Here is a 19,486-nt window from a genome sequence, read left to right as displayed (position 1 = left end):
ATCCGGGACGCGGGGTCAGCCGCTGGTGCCCCGCCCACCGGCTGACCCCGCGTCGCGGCCGTGGGCAGGGTCGCTGGTCAGGCCGCCGTCGGCGTGCGGGTGCCGTCGTCGCCGGACCGGGCCGGCTCGTCGGGCGCCCGGCGGGGCGAGGCGCGGCGGAACCGGGCCCAACGGGAGCGGACCATCTCGTGGAGGCGGTTGGACCAGGCGCCGAGCAGCAGCAGGAGCATGGCGGCCCCGACGGCCCAGGCCAGCTTGTCGGCGGTCGTGCGGATGCCGGGGAGCGTGACCGCCAGGGCGAGGGTGGACACCCCCGGGAAGATCACCCCCATGGCGAGCGCCTGCGCCACGTGCCCGTCGTGCTTGCGTCGCCAGTAGAAGGCCTCCCAGCCGAAGAGGCTGGGCTCGTCGGTGTAGCGCGCGATGGCGGGGCGCAACACCTGCTCGAGGTACCGACCGGCGATGCGGATGTCCCGGTACTGGGAGACGACGCTCAGCCCCAGGGCGGTGCTGAGCACCGGCAGGAGCAGGAACATCCGGAGGTCTGCCTTCTCCGAGAGGACGAAGCCGGCGACGGCCGCGACCGCGGTCAGGTTCGCCCCGACGAGCGCCTGGTTGTGGTTGGCCTTGCGCTCGATCGTCGTCCGGATCGCCGCCGCGTCCGCCAGGGCCGCCTCGAGGGCCCGGTTCTTCTGCTCCTCCGACACCCTGCCTCCTCCGGCGCTCACGCACTCCGGTGTATCAGCGGCCGTCAATAGTGCCCGGCATGCCGCTGCCGTCGGTGAGGCGGATCGGCGTCAGCGGAGGAGGACGTCGCGCAGCACCGGGGCGAGCGCCTCGGCCGGCACCTCGTGGTAGCCGCCGTCGAGGCTGACCTGGCGGGCGCCCGGGATCGCCTCGGCCGCCGCGCGGGCGCCGTCGCGCAACCACTGCGGGCTGCCCGTGCTGTCCACCACCACGGTCGGGACGGTGATCGTGGCCAGGCGGTCGACCGGCGGCACGCCGCCGGCGCTGATCAGCGTGTCGTACGGGAGGGTGTGCGCCAGCGACTCCAGGTGGGGCCACACCGGCTCGCCGCGCATCCCGGCCACCGCCTCGGCGGGCAGGCCCACCGCGTAAAGCATGAACGCCTCGACCGCACCGGCCCGGTCGCCGGCGGCGATCAGCTCGGCCGTCCGGGCCGAGACGTCCGGCCGGGGGCCGGTCTGCGGGCCGACCTGGAACGGCGGCTCGAACAGGGCGAGCCCGCCGACCGGCAGCCCGTGCGCCGTGGCGAGCGCGGCGAGGATCGCGCCGGACGAGACGCCGTAGAGGTGCGCCGTGCCGCCGACCGCGGCGACCAGCGCCGCGATGTCCTCGATCTCCCGGTCGACCGCGTAGGGCGCGGTGTCGCCGCTGTCGCCCCGGCCGCGCCGGTCGTAGCCGACGGCAGTGAAGTCCGGCGCGAGCGCCCCGGCCAGCGCCCGGGTGGTCGACCGGTCGTTGAAGGCGCCGCCGACCAGGATGATCGGTGGCCCGTCGCCCGCGCGCTCGTACGCGATCCGCGTGCCGTCGGCCGACCGCACCGTCTCCACCACCAGGCCCCCGCTCATCCGATCATCCTTCCCGTCGTACGCCGTCCGTCCGGTCCTTTCTAGACCAGCCCACCGACAACCGCGACGACCGGCCATCGCCGGCCGGGCATGTCGGAAACGCCCGTCCAGACGTTCCCCGATCGGAGACGTATCCCCAGGTCTGCGGGGCCCGCCCCGGTCGACCGGCGGCGGCCGGCGATGAGAGGCTGTCCCCGACGCGGCGGCGGTCCCCCACCGCCGCCACCGCGACCGAACCCCGCCGACCGCGCGGGCCCGACCGGCGTCACCATCGCCCGGGCGCCCGCGCCGGCTTCTCACGAGGAGTTCCATGTCCATCCCCGGGATGCGTCGGGCCGCCATCGGCCTGACCGCGCTCGCCGTGACCGCGTTCGGCGCGGTCACGACCACCCCCGACCAGGCGGACGCCGGCCCGAAGCCGGTCGCCGTCAAGCTGCTCGCCCTCAACGACTTCCACGGCAACCTCGAACCGCCGACCGGCACCACCAACGGCACCATCGCCGGGCAGCCCGCAGGCGGGGCCGAATACCTCGCCACCCAGCTCGCCGAGCTGCGCAAGCGCGCCGCCAAGGAGCAGAACACCATCACCGTGGCGGCCGGCGACCTGATCGGCGCCTCCCCGCTGCTCTCCGCCGCGTTCCACGACGAGCCGACCATCGAGGCGCTGTCGCTGGCCGGGCTCGACTACGCCAGCGTCGGCAACCACGAGTTCGACGAGGGCGCCGACGAGCTGCTGCGCATCCAGAACGGCGGCTGCCACCCCGTCGACGGCTGCGCCGACGGCACCCCGTACGAGGGCGCCGGCTTCCAGTACCTGTCGGCCAACGCGTTCAGGACCGCCACCGGCCAGCCGCTGCTCGCCCCGTACGCCATCCACAAGGTGCAGGGCGTCAAGGTCGGCTTCATCGGCATGACGCTGGAGGGCACCCCGCAGATCGTCAGCCCGCAGGGCGTCGCCGGCCTGACCTTCGCCGACGAGGCGCAGACCGCCAACCGGTACGCCCGCGAGCTGCGTGCCAAGGGCGTCGAGACCATCGTCGTGCTGCTGCACGAGGGCGGCACCCAGGACGCCACCGGCGGCATCAACGACTGCAAGGGCATCTCCGGCCCCATCGTGGACATCGCCAACCGGATGGACCCGTCGATCGACGTCGTCGTCAGCGGCCACACCCACCAGGCGTACAACTGCGACATCGCCGGCAAGCTGGTCACCAGCGCCAGCTCCTTCGGCCGTCTGGTCACCGACATCGACCTCTCCATCGACCGGCGCACCGGTGACGTCATCACCGCCAAGGCCGAGAACGTGGTGGTCAACCGGGACGTCGACAGGGACCCGGCGCAGACCGACCTGATCAACCGCTACAAGACCGTGCTCGGCCCGGTGGCCGGCCGCGAGGTCGGCCAGACCACCACGGCGATCAAGAAGACCCAGGAGACCCTCTTCGGTACGACCCTGGGCGAGTCCCCGATGGGCAACGTGATCGCCGACGCGCAGCTCGCCGCCACCGACGACGAGCAGGGCGCGGTCGCCGCCTTCATGAACCCCGGTGGTGTACGCGCCGACCTCGACGCCGGCCCGGTCACCTACGAGGAGGCCTTCACGGTGCAGCCGTTCGGCAACAACCTCGTGACGCTCGACCTCACCGGCGCGCAGCTCTACTGCATGCTGGAGCAGCAGTTCGTCACGGGCCGGACGCTCTACCCGTCGTCGACCGTCCGGTACGTCGTCGACCCGGCCGGCACCACCGGCACCGTAGCGGACCCGTGCGCGGGCACCCGGGTGGTCCGGGGCAGCCTCAGCTTCGGTGGCGTGGCGGTCGACGCCGGTGCCACCTACCGGGTCACGGTGAACAACTTCCTCTCCGGCGGCGGCGACGGCTTCAGCGTCCTCACCGGCGGCAAGAACGCGGCCACCGGGATGATCGACCTGGACGCCTTCGTGGCGTACCTGACCGCGCAGTCCCCGGTCTCGGCGCCGGCCCTGGACCGCATCCGCACCACCGCGGAGGTCCCCGCCGCCTGAGGCGACGTGCGCACCCGACGGGCCCCGGAGCACCTGCTCCGGGGCCCGTCTCCGCTGCGCCCCGTGGCGGTCAGACGTGGGCGGGGGCCGGCTCGGCGGCCGGCGCGGCAGCCGGCACGCGGCCGTCCTGGACCGCCGTGAGCAGCGGGCGCAGGGAGAGCGCGAGCAGCGAGGCCACCAGGCAGCCGCCGACCACCACCGCGACCCAGATCCGGCCGTCGGCCGCCCCGATCAGGGGACCCGCCGTCACCGGGCCGATCACCCCGCTGATGCCGAAGATCATCGAACTCATGGCGTTGTAACGCCCGCGCAGCTCGTCCGTGGCGAGCGCGTTGGTCAGCGCGGGCATCACCGGCGACAACAGCGTCTCGCCGAAGCCGAAGATGGCCGAGCAGGCCACCACGCCGAGGGCGGCGACCAGCGCGTTGCCCGGACCGACCTGGCCGGCGGCGCCGAGGACCAGCCAGGCGGTCGCGAAGACCGCGCCCACCACGGCCAGCCCGCCCGTCCGGCTGCGCCCCTCCATCCGGCGGATGACCAACAGCTGGGCGAGCACGATCATCACCGTGTTGCCGGCCAACGCCCAGGCCACCACGCGCGGCGTCACCTCCACCACGCGCACGGCGTACGCGGCGAAGCCCACCTCGATCTGCGCGTACCCGCAGGTGGTCAGGACCAGGCCGAAGACGACCAGCCGGCGGAACGGCCGGTCCCGCAGCACGGTGAGGTAGCCGCCGGCCGACGGACGGTCCCCGGCCGGCCCGGCGGCGAGCCGGTGGCCCACCCGGGGCAGGCTCAGCAGGATCAGCGCGGGCATCAGGTAGCTGATCGCGTCGAGCACGTAGATCGCCTGGAAGGTGACCGGGCGGGCGGTGTCGACGATCGCGCCGGAGATCAGACCGCCGATGCCGATGCCGAGGTTGAGCAGGGCGAAGTTCAGCCCGTAGACCCGCTGCCGCTCGTCGTCGTCGGTGAGCGAGGCGAGGATGGTGTTCTGCCCGGACCAGATGGCCGAGCTGCCGATCGCGATCAGCGTGATCACCACGAAGGCCGAGGCGGTCGAGTCGACCAGCGCCAGCGAGCCGGTGCCGGCCGCCTCGACGAGCAGGCACGGTACGACGATCCGGCGCGCGCCGAAGCGGTCGATGAGCGTGCCGCCGAGCGGCGACAGGGCCAGGGTGACGGCGCCGTACCAGCCGATCACCAGGCCGGCGCGGGCGTCGGTGAGGCCGCGGACGTCGGTCAGGTAGATGAACAGGAACGGCAGGGTGAGGCCGCGCCCGACCGCCGACAGCAGGGTGCCGACGAGGATCCGCCGGGCTTCCGGACGGCGGGGCAGGGCGCGACTGAGCATGCCGCGATTCTGTGCGCCGGGTACGACGACAGGCGAGCCGTTTACGACCCGCCCCGCGCGGCCCGACGCTGCCCGGTGACCAAGGACACGTTCGCGCCGACCGGCCCGCGCCGTGGTGCCGGGGCCGGCTCGCTGTCGGGCCCGTCTGCGATGCTGGCCGGGATGACCACGACCTGGCGACACCTGCCCGCACCGGCCCGCGAGATCGCCACCGCCGCGGCCGCCGCGGTCGCCGCCGCGCGCGAACGCGACCCCGATGCGTACGACGTCTCGGTGGCCCGGCTCGCCGCGGCCGAACGGTCCGGCCTGGTCCTCGGCGCGGTGGTCCGGCTGCTGCTGGAGGAGGGCCACCCGGACGGACTGGACGGCGACGACGTCCGGCAGGTGCTCGAACGCTGCGTACGGGGCGCGGCGCCGTGGCGGCCCGACGTCGACCCGCACGTGGTGCTCGTCCTGCTGGCGGGCGCCCTCGGCGTCTACGACCCGGATGGCGACGAGTCCCCGCCCGACCCGCCGGCCGTGGCGCGGCACGCGCCGTTGCTCGTGGCCGACCTGCTCGCCGTGACCGGCCGGCCGCTCGACGGCTACCTGACCGCCGCGTTCGCCGAGATCGCGCGCACCGAACGCCAGGACTGAGCGCGCCCGAGTGCCGCCGAGGCGCGATCGCCCGAGCCGGATCGGGGCACTGTCGCCGAATGCACCAGAGGGCATGTCCGCTGAGCGGACATGCCCTCTGACCTCTGGTCGGGGTGGCCGGATTCGAACCGACGACCTCTTCGTCCCGAACGAAGCGCGCTACCAAGCTGCGCCACACCCCGAGGCGTGCCGACAAATAGTAGCCCACCCGCTCCGGTGGTCAAACTCGGTACCCCCGGTGGTCCGGGCGGCCCGCCCGGTCCCATGGACGGGGCAGCTCGACAGCGCGATCGGCGGCACTGTCCCGGCAGGCCGGGGAGCCGGCCCGGCCTGCCGGCGTACGGGTCAGCGGGGGATCAGGGTGAGCACGCTCGCCTCCGGCGGGCAGGCGAACCGGACCGGCGCGGTCGGGTGGGTGCCGAGGCCGGCGGAGACGTGCAGCCAGGAGTCGGACCCGGGCCAGCGGTGCAGGCCGCGCGCCATGGAGCGGGGCAGGCCGCAGTTGGTGACCAGCGCCCCGACGCCCGGCACGCAGACCTGGCCGCCGTGGGTGTGCCCGGCGAGCAGCAGCCCGAAGCCGTCGGCGGCCATCCGGTCGAGCACGGCCGGCTCGGGGGAGTGGGTCAGCGCGATCGACAGGTCGGCCGCGGGCGACACCGGCCCGGCGACGGAGTCGTAGTCGTCCCGCTCGATGTGCGGGTCGTCGACCCCGAGCAGCTCGACCGCCCGGCCGCCGGCCTTGACGGTGGTGCGGGCGTTGTTCAGGTCCGCCCAGCCGGCTCCGGTGAGGACGTCGCGCAGCTCCTCGTGCGGCAGCTCCGCGCCCTCGGTGTACTCGCGGTCGGGCAGGAAGTAGGTGAACGGGTTCTTCCAGACCGGCCCGGTGTAGTCGTTGGAGCCGAAGACGAATGCTCCCGGGTAGTCGAGGAGCGGCTGGAGGGCGCGCAGCACGCCGGGCACGGCGCCGGGGTGCGCCATGTTGTCCCCGGTGACCACGACCAGGTCGGGGTCGAGCGCGGCCAGCGACGCCACCCAGCGCTGCTTGCGCCCCTGGTCGGGCATCATGTGCAGGTCGGACAGGTGCAGGACGCGCAGCGGCTCGGCGTCGGCCGGCAGCACCGGCACGTCGTACCGCCGCAGGGTGAACATGTTGCGCTCGACGAGCGACGCGTACGCCAGGGTCGCCGCGCCCAACGCGACGGTCCCGGTCGCAAGCCGGAATAGTGTGCGCTTTCGCATGGCGTTCAGGGTAGTTTCACCGTCCATGAGCACGCTGAAGGACCGTCTGACCGCCGACATGCGCGCCGCTCTCAAGGCGCGCGACGAGCTGACCACCTCCACCCTGCGGATGGCGCTCGCCGCCGTCGGCACCGCCGAGGTCGCCGGTAAGGCCAAGCGCGAGCTCACCGACGACGAGGTGCTCGCGGTGCTGGCCAAGGAGGCGAAGAAGCGCCGGGAGGCCGCGACCGCCTTCGCCGACGCCGGCCGCACCGAGCAGGCCACGAAGGAGACCGCCGAGGGCGAGGTGCTGGAGCGCTACCTGCCGAAGCAGCTCTCCGAGGCCGAGCTGACCGAGCTGGTCGCGGGGGCGCTCGCCGCGGGTGGCTTCACCGGCAAGGCGCAGATGGGCCCGGCCATGAAGGCGGCCCAGGCCGCGGTGGCCGGCCGGGCCGAGGGCGGCCGGGTGGCCGCGGAGGTCCGCCGGCAGCTCGGCCTCTGAGCCGTCGCGCGACCCGCTCCGCGTACGCGAAACGGGCGGGCACCCCCGCGTGGGGTGCCCGCCCGCTTCCGTCGATCCGGGCGGCTCAGCCGCCGTTGCGGCCCGGCGGACGGCCCGGGTTGGTCGGCTTGGTGCCGCTGCCCGGGGCGGTGCCGCCGCCGGCGCTGATCTGGATGGTCACCACGCCGCCCTTGATGGTCCGGCCGTCGGGGCTGGTGCCCGCCGCCTTGCCCGGGGCGCAGCTCGACGGGACCTTGATGTCGGAGACGACCGCGTCGAAGCCCTCCGCCTCGATGCGGGACTTCGCCTGCTCCACGTCCAGGCACTTCACGTCCGGGATCCGGCGCTGGTCGCCCTCGGAGATCTTCTGGCCCGGGGGCTCGAAGTTGATCCGCTTCTTGCCCTTCATGGCGTCGCGCAGCGTCTCGTAGACCGGCGGGTTGATGCCGTCCTTCTGCTTGTGCTTCATCTTGACGTTGGTCTGCGGCCAGTCCGGGTCGGCCATGATGCCGGCCACCGCGTACTGCTTGGTCATCGCGACCAGCGAGGCGGTCTTCTCCGAGTCGGTGGTGCCGGACTTGCCGGCCACCGGCGCGTCGACGATGCCCTTGACCTCGGCGGCCGTACGGCTGCCGCCGCACCTGCTGGTGGAGGAGTTGTCGCCGACCGGGCAGCGGGCCGCGTCCACGGCGGCGCGGGCCACCTCGGTGCTGACCCGCTTCTCGCAGCGCGGGTTGGCGATGTCGAGCTTCTTGCCCTCCGGGTCCTTGATCTCCTGCACCGGGATCGGCTCGCAGTACTTGCCGTCCGCGGCGAGGGTGGCGTAGGCGTTGGCCAGCTCCAGCGGGGTGGTCTGCGAGACGCCGAGGGTGAAGGCGCCCCACTGGTGCGCGGCGTCCTTGGTGCCGGCGAACTTCGCGTCCTCGCTCTGCCGGAACTGGATGCCGAGCCGCTTGGCCACGTCGACCACGTTCTCCGCGCCGACCTGCTGCTGCAACGGCACGAAGTACGTGTTGATCGACTGCGCGAAGGCGCTCCACATGTTCTGCACGCCGCCGGCCTTCTTGCCCGAGTTGGTCGGGCAGTAGAAGTGGGTGCCGGGGCACGCCGCCGGGCTGCTGCTGTCGATGATGTATTCCGACTTGAACTGCTGCGGGGCGTTGATCGTGTAGCCGAGCGGGATGCCCTTCTCCAGCGCGGCCACGATGGTGAAGATCTTGAAGGTCGAGCCGGCCTGGTAGCCCGTGATGCCGTCACCGCCGGTGAGCAGCGGGTTCACCGTGTTCGGGTAGTTGCCGAGCTTGCCCTTCCTTTTCTGCTTCGGGTCGCTGTGCGGCTTGTTCGCCGGCTTCTTCGGGTCGTCGAGCTTGAAGGTGCGGTTGACCGCCAGCGCCCGGACCCGGCCGGTGCCCGGCTCGACCACCGCCACCATGGCGGCTTCCTTGCTCTTCTCCGACTTGGCCTTGCGGACGGCCTTGTCGGCGCCCCGCTGGGCCTGCGGGTCGAGCGTGGTGACCACGGTGTAGCCGCCGCTCTTGAGCCGCCGCTCCCGGTCGTACGAGGTCGAGCCGAAGGTCTCCTGCTGCATCCACCAGCGGTAGAAGTAGTCGCAGAAGAAGCCCCAGCCCTTCTCGTTGGTCGAGACGCAGCCGTTGGGCGCCCGCTTGCCGGTGACCTTGAGCTGGACGGCCTTCGCCGCGTCCGCCTCCTGCTGGGTGATGGCGCCGATCTCGACCATGTTCTGGATGACGTAGTCACGCCGCTCGACCGCCGCCTTGTAGCCGCTCTTGGTGGTCGGGTCGTTGGTGCTCGGCGCCTTCACCATGCCGGCGAGCATGGCGGCTTCCTCGATCTTGAGCTTGCTCGGCGGCTTGTTGAAGTAGACCTGGCTGGCGGCGTAGATGCCGTACGCGCCGTTGCCGAAGGCGGCGATGTTCAGGTAGCGCTCCAGGATCTCGTCCTTGGAGAGCTCCTTGTCGATCTGGATGGCGTAGCGCATCTCGCGCAGCTTGCGGGCGCTGGTGTCCTCGGTGGCCGCGACCACGTCGGCCGGGTGGGTCGCCGAGTAGGCGATGGCCAGGCGGACGTACTGCATGGTCAGCGTCGAGGCGCCCTGCTGGCTGGACGCGCCGGACTGGTTGTTGACGAAGGCCCGGGCGATGCCGTTGAGGTCCACGCCGTTGTGCTTGTAGAAGTCGTGGTCCTCGGCGGCGATGATCGCCTTCTGCATGATGGGCGCGATGTCGGCCAGCTTCACGTCCCGACGGTTCTCGTCGTACATGGTCGCCAGCGGGGTCTTGCCGTCGGCGGCGTACAGGTAGCTGATCTGCGGCGCGCGGGCCACGGTCAGCTCCTTGGGCAACGCGCCGAAGGTCTCGGCGCCGGCCTTGGCGGCCAGGCCGGACATCGCCACCGCGGGGAAGGCCGCCGCCGCGACCACCACGCCGGCCAGCAGGCCACATATGAGTAGCGATGCGGCGTTGGTCAGCACATTGTGGTCACGTTTCCGCATCCAGGTCACCTCGACAGGGTACGCGAGTAGGGAACGAGGGGCGCCGGGGCTTCTTTCCCCATTTCCTGCGCGCGCCGACCTCGTTGTGCTAAACGCACGACCCCCGGTGCGTGGTTGCGTGAATCCGGCGTCGAGTCTCCCTCCTTCCCGAGGGGGCCCGCAGCGTTTTCACGGACTCCGGCGGGGTAACCGGCGGTCGCGAAGCCCGGGAAGCCGGGAGTGTCCGGAATGATGGATTTAGCCGACAACGTTGCGTAATCAGGCGACTACAGAGCATGATGGGGGCGGCGACCGAGCCACATGTCGTCCGTGCGGCCTTGGGGAAGGCGCGCCGGGCGACCGGGGGGAATTGCCGGCTGGTCCGCGACGGGGTCGGTAGGTACTGCAAGGGGGGACGAGTACACATGGGCATGATCACTGACTGGCCGTCGCTGGCGGCGTGTCAGAACGGGGACCCGGACGCGTTGTTCGTACAGGGCGCCGAACAGAACGTGGCCAAGCGGATCTGCCGGAGCTGCCCAGTCCGGTACGAGTGCCTGGCCGACGCGCTGGACAACCGGATCGAGTTCGGCGTGTGGGGTGGCATGACCGAGCGCGAACGCCGCGCGCTGCTGCGCCGTCACCCCCAGGTGACGAGCTGGCGCAAGATGTTCGAGGCCGCGATGAAGAAGAACGCCAAGGACAAGGCCGGCAAGGACAAGATCCTCGTCACCGCCGCCGGCTGAACGCCGTCACGGCCGGCTGATCGCCGCGCCGATCGTCCGCAGCCCGTCGACGTCGTGCACGTCGGCGGGCTGCGCCGTCACGGACACCGCCGGCACCGCCGGGAACGCCTCCGTGAACCGGGCCGCCACCTGCCGCTCGCGTACCGCCTGCTGGGCCAGGGCCGCGTGGGCCCGCAGCACGTCGACGGTGCCCTCGTGCCCACCCAGGTCGGCCAGGCGCTCCGCGGCGGCCATGCTCTCCGCCGCGCCGAGGCCGGGCACGGCCGGCCGGTGCACCCGGTTGAGCACCAGGCCCGCCAGCGGCATCCGCTCCTCGCGCAGCCGGCCCGCGAAGTAGGCGGCCTCCCGGACCGCGTCCGGCTCTGGCGCCGCGACCAGCAGGAACGCCGTCTCCCGCGCCTGGAGGATGCGGTACGTCTGCTCGGCGCGCTGCCGGAACCCGCCGAACATCGAGTCGAGCGCGGCGACGAAGCCGGAGAGGTCGGTCAGCAACTGGGCGCCGAGTACCTTCTGCACGACCTTGGAGAACATCCCGAACGAGGCGGTCACCAGGCTGAACATGCTCCGCCCGCCGGTGCGCGCCGGGGCGAGCAGCAGCCGCAGCATCCGCCCGTCGAGGAAGCGGGACAGCCGGGCCGGGGCGTCCAGGAAATCCAGCGCCGAGCGGGACGGCGGGGTGTCCACCACGATCAGATCCCACTCGCCCCGGGCGTGCAACTGGCCCAGCTTCTCCATCGCCATGTATTCCTGGGTGCCGGCGAAGGTCGAACTCATCGCCTGGTAGAAGGGGTTGGCGAAGATCTCCGCCGCCTTCGCCTGATCGGTGTGCTGGAGCACCACGTCGTCGAAGGTGCGCTTCATGTCCAGCATCATGGCGTGCAGCTCGCCGCCGCTGGCCTCGACGTCGATCCCCTTGACCTGGCGGGGGGTGTTGTCCAGTTCGGTCAGCCCGAGCGACTGGGCCAGCCGGCGGGCTGGGTCGATGGTGAGCACCACCGTCCGCCGGCCGTGCTGCTCCGCGGCCCGCAGCGCGAGCGCGGCGGCCGTGGTCGTCTTCCCCACCCCGCCCGCCCCGCAGCAGACCACGATCCGCACGCCGGGATCGGCGAGGATCTGGTCGACATCCAGCTGCGGCGCCGCGTCTTCGGAAGGCACCAATCGAGCGTATCGGGCCGGGTCGGTCGCCGTGCCCGTGCCGGTGGCAGGTGTGAGTCAATCCGCCCGGAGCAGGGCCTCGGCCAGCCGGTCCAGCCCGGTGCGGTCCACCCCGTCGGGCAGCAGCGGCAGCTCGGTCAGCGGCAGCCCCAGCTCTACCAGGTCGGCCCGCAGCGAATCCTCCAGCTCGCGGCGGATCGCCTGGTCGCGTGCCTCCACGGCGAGCCCGGCGACGGTGTCCCGGTCCGCCGGCAGCCCGGCGGCGCGCAGCCCCCGCTCCAGCTCGGCCGGGCCCACCGCGCGACCCGCGGGCAGCGGCGGCCGGGTGCCGTTGACGATCACCCGCCCCACCGGGAAGCCGAACGAGGTCAGCTCGGCGATCGCGTCGACCGTCTCCTGGACCGGCATCTCCTCCAGCAGGGTCACCACGTGCACGGCGGTGATCGGGGAACGCAGCAGCGCCGCGACCCCCTCGCTCTGGGTCTTGATCGGGCCGACCTTGGCCAGCCGGGCCGTCTCGGCGGTGACGTTCAGGAAGCGGCCGATCCGCCCGGTCGGCGGGGCGTCCAGCACCACCGCGTCGTACGCGCGCCGCTGGTCGACCGTGCGGGTGGTCGCCTCCTTCACCTTGCCGGTGAGCAGGACGTCCCGCAGGCCCGGGGCGATGGTGGTGGCGAAGTCGATCGCCCCGAGCTTGCGCAGCGCCCGGCCCGCCGCGCCGAGCTTGTAGAACATGTCCAGGTACTCGAGGAGGGCCTCCTCGGCGTCCACCGCCAGGGCCCGCACCTCGCCGCCGGCCGGCGCGTCGGTCAGGTGCCGCTCCTCGTAGGGCAGCGGGTCGGTGCCGAAGAGCTGGGCGATGCCCTGCCGCCCCTCGACCTCCACCAGCAGCGTGCGCCGCCCACCCGCGGCCAGGGCCAGGGCCAGGGCGGCCGCGACGCTGGTCTTGCCGGTGCCGCCCTTGCCGGTCACGACGTGGAGGCGGGCCGGCCACTGGGTGCCGGCCGGATCGGCCGGCCGCTCTGCTGCTCGCACCCGTCGAGCCTATCCAGCGGCCGGGCTCAGGCGACCTCGCAGACCCACCAACCCGTCCTCTTCACCACGGTGAACCGCAGGTCCTGGTCGGCGACCTTCTCGTCGGCGGTGGTCATGGTGACCTTGGTGGTGACCGTGGCGCTGTCGCCGGTCTGGTCGTCCACCTTCGGGCTGCTCCACCGGAACCGGGGGTTCTGGTGGGCCGCGACGTACTTCTCGACCTCGGCGACCTTGGTGGCGATCTTCTCCTCGTCCCGCGACGAGGAGCAGACCAGGGCGGCCGCCCTGCCCGCGTCGCGGTCCTTGTAGACGGCAGTGAGGAACTGGTCCACGGCGACCGTCGGCTCCTTGGCGCCCTCGCCGCTCTCGGCGTTGCGCAGCGTCAGGAAGGTGACGACGCCGCCGCCGGCGCAGAGCAGCAGGATCACCGCCAGGGCGATGGCGGCGATCAGCACGCCGCGCTTCTTCTTCGGTGCGGCGGGCGGCTGGTACGGCGGGTAGCCGGCCGGGGGCGGCGGGATCGACGGGTCCGGGGCCGCTGCCGGCGCGGGCGGCTGGTACGGCGGGTAGCCGGCCGGGGGCGGCGGGGCCGACGGGTCCGGGGCCGCTGCCGGCGCGGGCGGCACGGCGGCGCCGGGAGCGGCCGGGACGTCCGGCTGGCCGGCCGGCGATCCGGTGGGGCCGCCGCTGGGTGGTTGGGTCATCTCTTCCCCCCGGGGTGCGACGTCGTCGCCTGCCCCGGCGACGAGCGTGATCGAGCTGGCGGCGAGCCGGCGAGCGCCCGTCCGACCGGAAGGGTAGCGGTCGGTCGGCCGGTTTCGCGGGGCGGCAGGTGGGGCCTCGTCCCTGACCAGGGTTGTGTCGCATATGTGACTCGGCGTGACCGAGCGTGCGCGTCCTGTTGGCGGGACTCTTCCTCCGGTCCTACGTTCTCACCGGCGCGGGGGAAGGGTCGGGCACCGGGGCCCGGGCCCGCAAGGCGATGACGTGACCAGGTACGACGTCCGGAGGCAAGGCATGCGCGACGTGGACAACATCCCCCGAGCACAGTTCCCGGCGGGTGACCGGGCGTGGCGGACCGGGGCCGGTTCCGCCGGCGAGACCGAGGGCGTGGCCGGCGGCCTGCCGATCAACGAGCGGTCGTACCGGCGGTTCGCCCAGCCCGGAGAGGTGATGCGCACGGCTGGTCGCCCCGGCGCGCGCGGCCGGGACGAGGAGGAGCCCGGGTACGTCATCCACCTGCCGATCCGGGTCGCCGACCTGGCGGCGGCCACCGCGCTGGCCGGCACCGTCGCCACGTCGCTGAGCTTCCTGCTGGAACTGGACGCGGGCGAGACGACCGTGTCCACCGCGGACGACCAGAACAACCGGCACCGGGTCTTCTGCGACCTGCTGCTGCCGGACCGGTCGCGCTGCCCGCAGCCGTACGAGCACAGTGGCCCCTGCGGGGAAGTGCCCACCGCCCCGGAGCAGCGTCCCGCGCCCCGGCCGGCCGCCGGACCGTAGGCTGTGCGTCGAAGAGTCGTACTCCATCCGAGGGAGCCCTCCACCGATGCAGAAGTGGGAATACGCCACGGTCCCGCTGCTGGTCCACGCGACCAAGCAGATCCTCGACAACTGGGGTGAGGACGGGTGGGAACTCGTCTCCGTGGTTCCCGGCCCGAACCCGGAGCAGCTCGTCGCGTACCTCAAGCGGCCGAAGGCGTGAGCGGCATGACCAACGGTCCCCACGCGAAGCTCGCCGAGCTCGGGCACACGCTGCCCGAGGTGGTCCCGCCCGTGGCCAGCTACGTGCCGGCCGTGCAGTCCGGGCAGCACGTCTACGTCTCCGGGCAGCTGCCGATGGTCGAGGGGAAGCTGCTCGCCACCGGCAAGGTCGGCGCCGGCGTCTCCGCCGAGCAGGCGAAGGACCTGGCCGAGCGGTGCGCGCTCAACGCGCTGGCCGCGATCGACTCGCTGGTCGGCCTGGAGAAGGTCGTCAAGGTCGTCAAGGTGACCGGCTTCGTCGCCGCCGCCCCCGGCTTCACCGCCGTGCCCGGCGTGATCAACGGCGCCTCCGACCTGTTCGGCGCGGTCTTCGGTGAGGCCGGCCGCCACGCCCGCGCCGCCGTCGGCGTCGCCGAGCTTCCCCTCGACGCCCCCGTCGAGGTCGAGGTCATCGTCGAGGTCGCCTGACCCGCGCCCACTCCGCGATCTTGCACTGACCGCCCGGCAAAAGCCGTGAAGCGGGACGTATCCCAGGCGGAAACTGCAAGATCGCGGGGAGTGGCGGCGGGGGCCGTACGATCGCAGCCATGACCGGGCACTTCACCGCGCCGGCAGCGGCGCTCGCCGACCAGCTGCCGGGTTGGGTGACGCTGCTGCGTGCCCCGAACCCGGGGCCGATGACGCTCGACGGCACCAACACCTGGCTGCTACGCGCCCCCGGCCAGGAGCACGCCGTCGTCGTCGATCCGGGCCCGGCCGACGAGGAGCACCTGGCCGCGATCGTCGCGCGGGGGCCGATCGGGCTGGTGCTGATCACCCACGGCCACCCGGACCACACCGAGGGCTCGCCCCGCCTGCGCGACCTGCTCGACGGGGTGCCCGTGCGCGCGGCCGACCCGGCGCACACCCTCGGCGGGGAGCCGCTGACCACGCCCGGCGACAGCCTCGGCGGCCCCGGCCTGGACATCCGGCTCGTGCCGACCCCCGGCCACACCGGCGACTCGGTCTGCTTCGTCGTCGCGCACGGCGACGAGCGGGTCGTGCTCACCGGCGACACCATCCTGGGCCGGGGCACCACCGTGGTCGCCCACCCCGACGGGCACCTCGGGGACTACCTGGCCAGCCTGGAGCTGCTCTCGACGTACCGGGGGATCCCGGCGCTGCCGGGGCACGGCCCGGCACTGGCCGACTGCGCCGCCGCCGCGGAGTTCTACCTCGCCCACCGCCGGGCCCGGCTCGACCAGGTCCGGGCGGCGGTCGCCGAGGGGGCCACCACCGCCGCGGAGGTGGTCGCGAAGGTCTACGCGGACGTCGACCGGTCGCTGTGGTGGGCGGCCGAGTGGTCGGTGCGGGCCCAACTGGAACACCTCGGGCGGGAATCCGGCGCGGGCACCGCGGGGTTGGAGCAAGCGTGACCTGCCCGGTGTGCGGAACCGTAGCCGTCCCCGGCGCCCGGTTCTGCCACAACTGCGGGGCCGCCCTGCCGGCCGCCGCGACGCTGCCGGCGACCGAGCGCCGCGTGGTCACCGTGCTCTTCGGCGACCTGTCGGACTTCACCTCCTGGTCCGAGGACCTCGACCCGGAACGGGTCGGCGCGGTCACCGACCGGGTGCTCGCCGCCCTGGCCGGCGCGGTCAAGACCTTCGGCGGGCACGTCGACAAGCTCACCGGCGACGGGATCATGGCGGTCTTCGGCGCGCCGGTGGCGCACGAGGACGACGCCGAGCGGGCGGTCCGCGCCGCGCTGTCCATGCAGCGGGCGGTCCGCCGGGTGCTCGACGACGAGCGGGGCGGTGGCGCGCCGCTCGGTCTGCGGGTCGGCCTGAACACCGGCGACGTGATCGCCGGCATCCAGGCCGCGATCGAGTACACGGTCATCGGCGACACCGTGAACACCGCCGCCCGGCTGGCCGACGCCGCCGCCGTCGGCGCGGTCTACGCCGGGGCCCGCACCTCCGCCGCCACCCGGCACGTCGCCTCCTGGCGCGCGCTGCGCCCGCTGCGGCTCAAGGGCAAGCGCGAGCCGGTCGAGGCGTACGAGCTGCTCGGCCTCCTGGACGCGCCGGGCACCCGGTCCGGCCTCGGTGACGAGGCCCCGTTCGTCGGCCGGGAGACCGAGATCGGCCGGGTCGCCGGCCGGCTGGCCGAGGTGATCGACCGCGGCGAGCCCCGGGTGCTCCTGATGACCGCCGAGGCCGGGCTCGGCAAGTCCCGGTTCGCCGCCGAGGTGGAACGCCTCGCCGCCGGCTACGACGTGGGCGCCGGCCGGTACGCCGCGCACACCGGCGCCCGGGTGCTGTCGGTGCGCTGCGCCGCGTTCGGCGAGCGGCGCCGGCTCGCGCCCCTGGCCGACCTGGTCCGGGCGGCGGTCGGCCTGCCCAACGACGCCGCCACCGCGCTGACCCGCCCGGCCGTCGAGGAGCGGCTGCGCCGGCTCAACCAGCGGCTCGGCCGCGCGGGTGGCGACCCGGCCCCGGTCGCCACCGACCAGTTGCTGGCCCTGCTCGGCTACGCCGAACTGCCCGGCGGCCCGGCCGACCAGGGCGAGTGGACCACCGCCCAGCAGCCCGCCGACGCCGACGCCGTGCCGAACGCGGTCGCGGACCTGCTCAGCGCCCTCGCCGCGGAGGCGCCCCTGGTGGTCGTCGTCGACGACCTGCACGACGCGACCGCGGAGACCATCGGAGCGCTCGGGGTCGCCCTGTCCCGGCTCACCGGCCCGGTGCTGGTGCTGCTGCTCGGCCGACCCGAGCTGGTGCGCACCGCCGGGGCGCTGACCCGGATGTCGGAGGCCGAGGTGCACGCGCTGCCGCCGCTGCGCGGCGCCGACGCGGCCCGGCTGCTCACCAGCTATCTCGGTGGGGGGAAGCTGCCGCAGGCCGACACCGACCGGCTGCTCGCCACCGCCCAGGGCAACCCGTTCTACCTGGCCGAGCTGGTCACCCTGCTGATGGAGCGGGGCGCACTGACCGCCGTCGCCGACCGGAACGCCCCGAGCCCGGGGGCCTGGCGGCTGGCACCCGGCTCGCTCGGCAGCCGCCTGCTCTCCCGCGACCTGGCCGCGGTGCTCGCCGCGCGTATCGACGCGCTGCCCGTCGACGCCCGCTCGGTGCTGCGGGACGCGGCCGTGGTCGGCGACACCGTGCCGGGCGGGGCCCTGGAGGCGCTGCGCGAGCAGCGCGCCGGCCGGGACGGCCGCCCGGCGGCGGTGGTCGCCGTCGAGCTGGAGCGGGCCGTCGAGGAGCTGCTGCAACGCCGGATGCTGCACCGCACCCGCACCGGGTACGCCTTCGCCACCCCGCTGATGCGGGAGGCCGCGTACGCCGGGGTGAGCAAGGCCGAGCTGGCCGAGCGGCACGCGGCGCTGGCCCGCTGGGCCGCGACCGAACCGCCGGCCGGGGCGGGCGCGCCGGGCGGCTTCACCGGGGCGGCCCGGGACGTCTTCGTGGCCCAGCACGTGGAGCGGGCCGCCGCGCTGGCCGACGCGGTCGGGCTGCGGCCGGACGCCCCGGCGCGGACCGTCGTCCCGCTGGGCGTCGCCGCACTCGGCGGGGCCGCCCGCCGGTCGCTGCAGGCGGGCGAGCCCGCGCTCGCCGTGGAGTACGCCGAACGCGCCGCCGAGCTGGCCCGCGACGGGGTGCCGGCGGCCGACCGGGTGGTGCACGCCCGGGCGCTGCTCCAGATCGGCCGGCCCGCCGACGCGCTCGCCTCCGCCGAGAAGATCGCGGCCAACGCCGGCGACGAGTCGGGCGTCCGGGCCAGCGCGCTGCTGCTCGCCGGGCAGGCCCACCAGACCATGGGCGACCAGGCACGGTCGGCGGCCTGCTGGCAGGAGGCGTTGCAGGTGGCCACCGACGGCGGTCTGCCGACCCTGCGCGCCTCGGCGATGCGCCGCCTCGGCATGGCCGACTTCATCGCCGGGCGGCTGGGGCAGGCGAGCAGCCGGCTCGCCGCCTCGTACCAGGTGAGCCTCCAGGCGCAGGACCGCCGGGGGCAGGCGTGGTCGTTGCAGAACCTGGCCTGGGTCACCACCACCCGGGGCGACTTCGCCGGGACCGACGCGGTGCTCGGCCGGGCCGCCCGGCTCTTCGCCGAGCTGAAGGACCCGTACGGGCAGGCGTGGCTGCGGGGCACCACCGCGTTCGCCCGGCTGCTGGCGGGCCGGCTGCGGGAGGCGTGCCGGATGGCGCGGGTCTTCCTGCCGTTCGGCGAGCGGGTCGGCGAGGCGTGGGCGGTGGGCACGTTGCGGGCGGTGGAGGCGTACGCCACCGCCGAGCTGGGCGAGCTGGGCGAGGCGGACCGGGGGGCCCGCCGCGCGTACCGGGAGTTCGCCGCCGCCTCCGACGACTGGGGGCAGGGCTTCGCGCTGGTCGTCCGGGGGGTGGTGGCGCGCGGGCTGGGCGAGCCGGAACACGCCGCCGACCTGCTCACCGACGCGCTGCGGTACGCCCATCGGACGTCGCACCCGCTGCTCACCGGCATGGCCGGCACGCTGCGGGGGTTCGTGGCGCTGGACATGGGCGACTACGACACGGCCGAACGCGCCGCCCGCTCGGTGCTGACCGCCGTCGAGCCGCACAACCCGCAGGCGCCCGCCCAGGTGGCGCCCCGGGTGCTGCTGGCCACCGCCCGGCTGGCCGCGGGCGACTCCGCCACCGCGGTCGGGCTGCTCGCCCCGGTCGCCACCGTCGCCGCGACCGTGCCCTCGCTGCTCTTCTCCCGCCGCCAGACGATGGCCCGGTACGCCGCCGCGCTGCTCGCCCACGGCCAGCGCGAGCAGGCGCTGGACTGGGCCCGGCGGGCGGTCGCCGCCCCGGCGGAGGACGTGCGCAGCCAGGTGGTCGGCGCGATGGTGCTCGCCGAGGCGCTGGCCGCGTGCGGCCGGCCGGTGGAGGCGCTGGCCGCCGCCGAGGAGGCGGTGCGCCTGGCGTACGGGACCGAGCAGCGCAGCGAGCGCGCCGCCGCCGACGCCCTCCGCGCCCGCCTCGCCGCCGGCTGACCCCTGGCCGGCTCGGCGGGGCCCTGGC

Annotated in this window: 17 protein-coding genes and 1 tRNA gene; 9 read left to right on the top strand and 9 right to left on the bottom strand. The window is 74.1% G+C overall.

From position 1 onward, the window contains the following. Positions 1 to 77: 77 nt before the first annotated feature. Both ABT006_RS23290 and ABT006_RS23285 read right to left on the bottom strand, forming a co-directional pair. The gene (locus ABT006_RS23290; protein ID WP_350709522.1) at positions 78 to 707 is read right to left on the bottom strand and encodes a hypothetical protein; all 630 of its coding nucleotides are present in this window, start codon (positions 705 to 707) and stop codon (positions 78 to 80) included. Positions 708 to 797: 90 nt separating this feature from the next. Further along, positions 798 to 1,592, bottom strand: a complete 795-nt coding sequence (locus ABT006_RS23285; RefSeq protein WP_350709520.1) for an alpha/beta fold hydrolase — start codon at positions 1,590 to 1,592, stop codon at positions 798 to 800. Between the two features lie 310 nt (positions 1,593 to 1,902). Here ABT006_RS23285 and ABT006_RS23280 point away from each other — a divergent pair, with 310 nt between their 5' ends. Further along, positions 1,903 to 3,615: a bifunctional metallophosphatase/5'-nucleotidase gene (locus ABT006_RS23280; protein ID WP_350709519.1), complete on the top strand. Its 1,713-nt coding sequence runs from the start codon at positions 1,903 to 1,905 to the stop codon at positions 3,613 to 3,615. A 70-nt stretch (positions 3,616 to 3,685) separates the two neighbouring features. On the opposite strand, the gene ABT006_RS23275 is transcribed toward ABT006_RS23280, so the two are convergent. Beyond that, on the bottom strand, positions 3,686 to 4,969 hold the full coding sequence (locus ABT006_RS23275; RefSeq protein WP_350709517.1) for an MFS transporter: 1,284 nt from the start codon (positions 4,967 to 4,969) through the stop codon (positions 3,686 to 3,688). 162 nt (positions 4,970 to 5,131) lie between these two features. On the opposite strand from ABT006_RS23275, the gene ABT006_RS23270 reads away from it, so the two are divergent. Beyond that, positions 5,132 to 5,605: a hypothetical protein gene (locus ABT006_RS23270; protein ID WP_350709516.1), complete on the top strand. Its 474-nt coding sequence runs from the start codon at positions 5,132 to 5,134 to the stop codon at positions 5,603 to 5,605. A 105-nt stretch (positions 5,606 to 5,710) separates the two neighbouring features. Here the strand turns inward: ABT006_RS23270 and ABT006_RS23265 are convergent. Next, positions 5,711 to 5,787, bottom strand: a tRNA-Pro gene (locus ABT006_RS23265). Between the two features lie 163 nt (positions 5,788 to 5,950). Then, positions 5,951 to 6,844 carry a metallophosphoesterase gene (locus ABT006_RS23260; protein WP_350709514.1) on the bottom strand — a complete coding sequence of 298 codons (894 nt, stop codon included), beginning with the start codon at positions 6,842 to 6,844 and terminating at the stop codon, positions 5,951 to 5,953. Positions 6,845 to 6,869: 25 nt separating this feature from the next. On the opposite strand from ABT006_RS23260, the gene ABT006_RS23255 reads away from it, so the two are divergent. Further along, positions 6,870 to 7,325: a GatB/YqeY domain-containing protein gene (locus ABT006_RS23255; RefSeq protein WP_350709513.1), complete on the top strand. Its 456-nt coding sequence runs from the start codon at positions 6,870 to 6,872 to the stop codon at positions 7,323 to 7,325. A gap of 85 nt (positions 7,326 to 7,410) precedes the next feature. On the opposite strand, the gene ABT006_RS23250 is transcribed toward ABT006_RS23255, so the two are convergent. Next, positions 7,411 to 9,837, bottom strand: coding sequence for a penicillin-binding protein (locus tag ABT006_RS23250; RefSeq protein ID WP_350709511.1), 2,427 nt, complete (start codon positions 9,835 to 9,837; stop codon positions 7,411 to 7,413). Between the two features lie 404 nt (positions 9,838 to 10,241). Here ABT006_RS23250 and ABT006_RS23245 point away from each other — a divergent pair, with 404 nt between their 5' ends. Further along, entirely contained in the window at positions 10,242 to 10,562 is a 321-nt protein-coding gene (locus ABT006_RS23245) for a WhiB family transcriptional regulator (protein WP_319460489.1), read from the top strand. 6 nt (positions 10,563 to 10,568) lie between these two features. On the opposite strand, the gene bagB is transcribed toward ABT006_RS23245, so the two are convergent. Genes bagB through ABT006_RS23230 form a run of 3 tightly spaced genes read right to left on the bottom strand, consistent with a single transcriptional unit; the run spans position 10,569 to position 13,456 of the window. After that, the gene (gene bagB / locus ABT006_RS23240) at positions 10,569 to 11,720 is read right to left on the bottom strand and encodes an ArsA family ATPase (RefSeq protein WP_350709510.1); all 1,152 of its coding nucleotides are present in this window, start codon (positions 11,718 to 11,720) and stop codon (positions 10,569 to 10,571) included. 54 nt (positions 11,721 to 11,774) lie between these two features. Then, the gene (gene bagA, locus ABT006_RS23235) at positions 11,775 to 12,752 is read right to left on the bottom strand and encodes an ATPase BagA (protein ID WP_350709508.1); all 978 of its coding nucleotides are present in this window, start codon (positions 12,750 to 12,752) and stop codon (positions 11,775 to 11,777) included. 26 nt (positions 12,753 to 12,778) lie between these two features. After that, a complete protein-coding gene (locus tag ABT006_RS23230; protein ID WP_350709506.1) occupies positions 12,779 to 13,456 on the bottom strand; it encodes an Rv0361 family membrane protein in 678 nt (225 codons plus the stop codon). Positions 13,457 to 13,769: 313 nt separating this feature from the next. On the opposite strand from ABT006_RS23230, the gene ABT006_RS23225 reads away from it, so the two are divergent. From ABT006_RS23225 to ABT006_RS23205, 5 genes are all read left to right on the top strand, one after another. Next, complete coding sequence (locus ABT006_RS23225; protein ID WP_350709637.1) at positions 13,770 to 14,258, top strand: hypothetical protein; 489 nt, start codon at positions 13,770 to 13,772, stop codon at positions 14,256 to 14,258. A 46-nt stretch (positions 14,259 to 14,304) separates the two neighbouring features. Then, a complete protein-coding gene (sp36, locus tag ABT006_RS23220) occupies positions 14,305 to 14,460 on the top strand; it encodes a Sp36 family protein (protein WP_013736319.1) in 156 nt (51 codons plus the stop codon). Positions 14,461 to 14,465: 5 nt separating this feature from the next. Continuing rightward, on the top strand, positions 14,466 to 14,927 hold the full coding sequence (locus ABT006_RS23215; RefSeq protein ID WP_350709504.1) for a RidA family protein: 462 nt from the start codon (positions 14,466 to 14,468) through the stop codon (positions 14,925 to 14,927). 119 nt (positions 14,928 to 15,046) lie between these two features. Further along, positions 15,047 to 15,874, top strand: a complete 828-nt coding sequence (locus tag ABT006_RS23210; protein ID WP_350709502.1) for an MBL fold metallo-hydrolase — start codon at positions 15,047 to 15,049, stop codon at positions 15,872 to 15,874. After that, complete coding sequence (locus ABT006_RS23205; RefSeq protein ID WP_350709500.1) at positions 15,871 to 19,458, top strand: adenylate/guanylate cyclase domain-containing protein; 3,588 nt, start codon at positions 15,871 to 15,873, stop codon at positions 19,456 to 19,458. The genes ABT006_RS23210 and ABT006_RS23205 overlap by 4 nt, the downstream gene beginning before the upstream one ends. The last annotated feature ends 28 nt before the right edge of the window (positions 19,459 to 19,486 follow it).

It is taken from the genome of Micromonospora sp. NPDC002717, assembly GCF_040295705.1.
Lineage (GTDB): Bacteria > Actinomycetota > Actinomycetes > Mycobacteriales > Micromonosporaceae > Micromonospora.
Note: the sequence above shows the minus strand (reverse complement) of the source record. Positions and strands in the feature narration are given on the sequence as shown.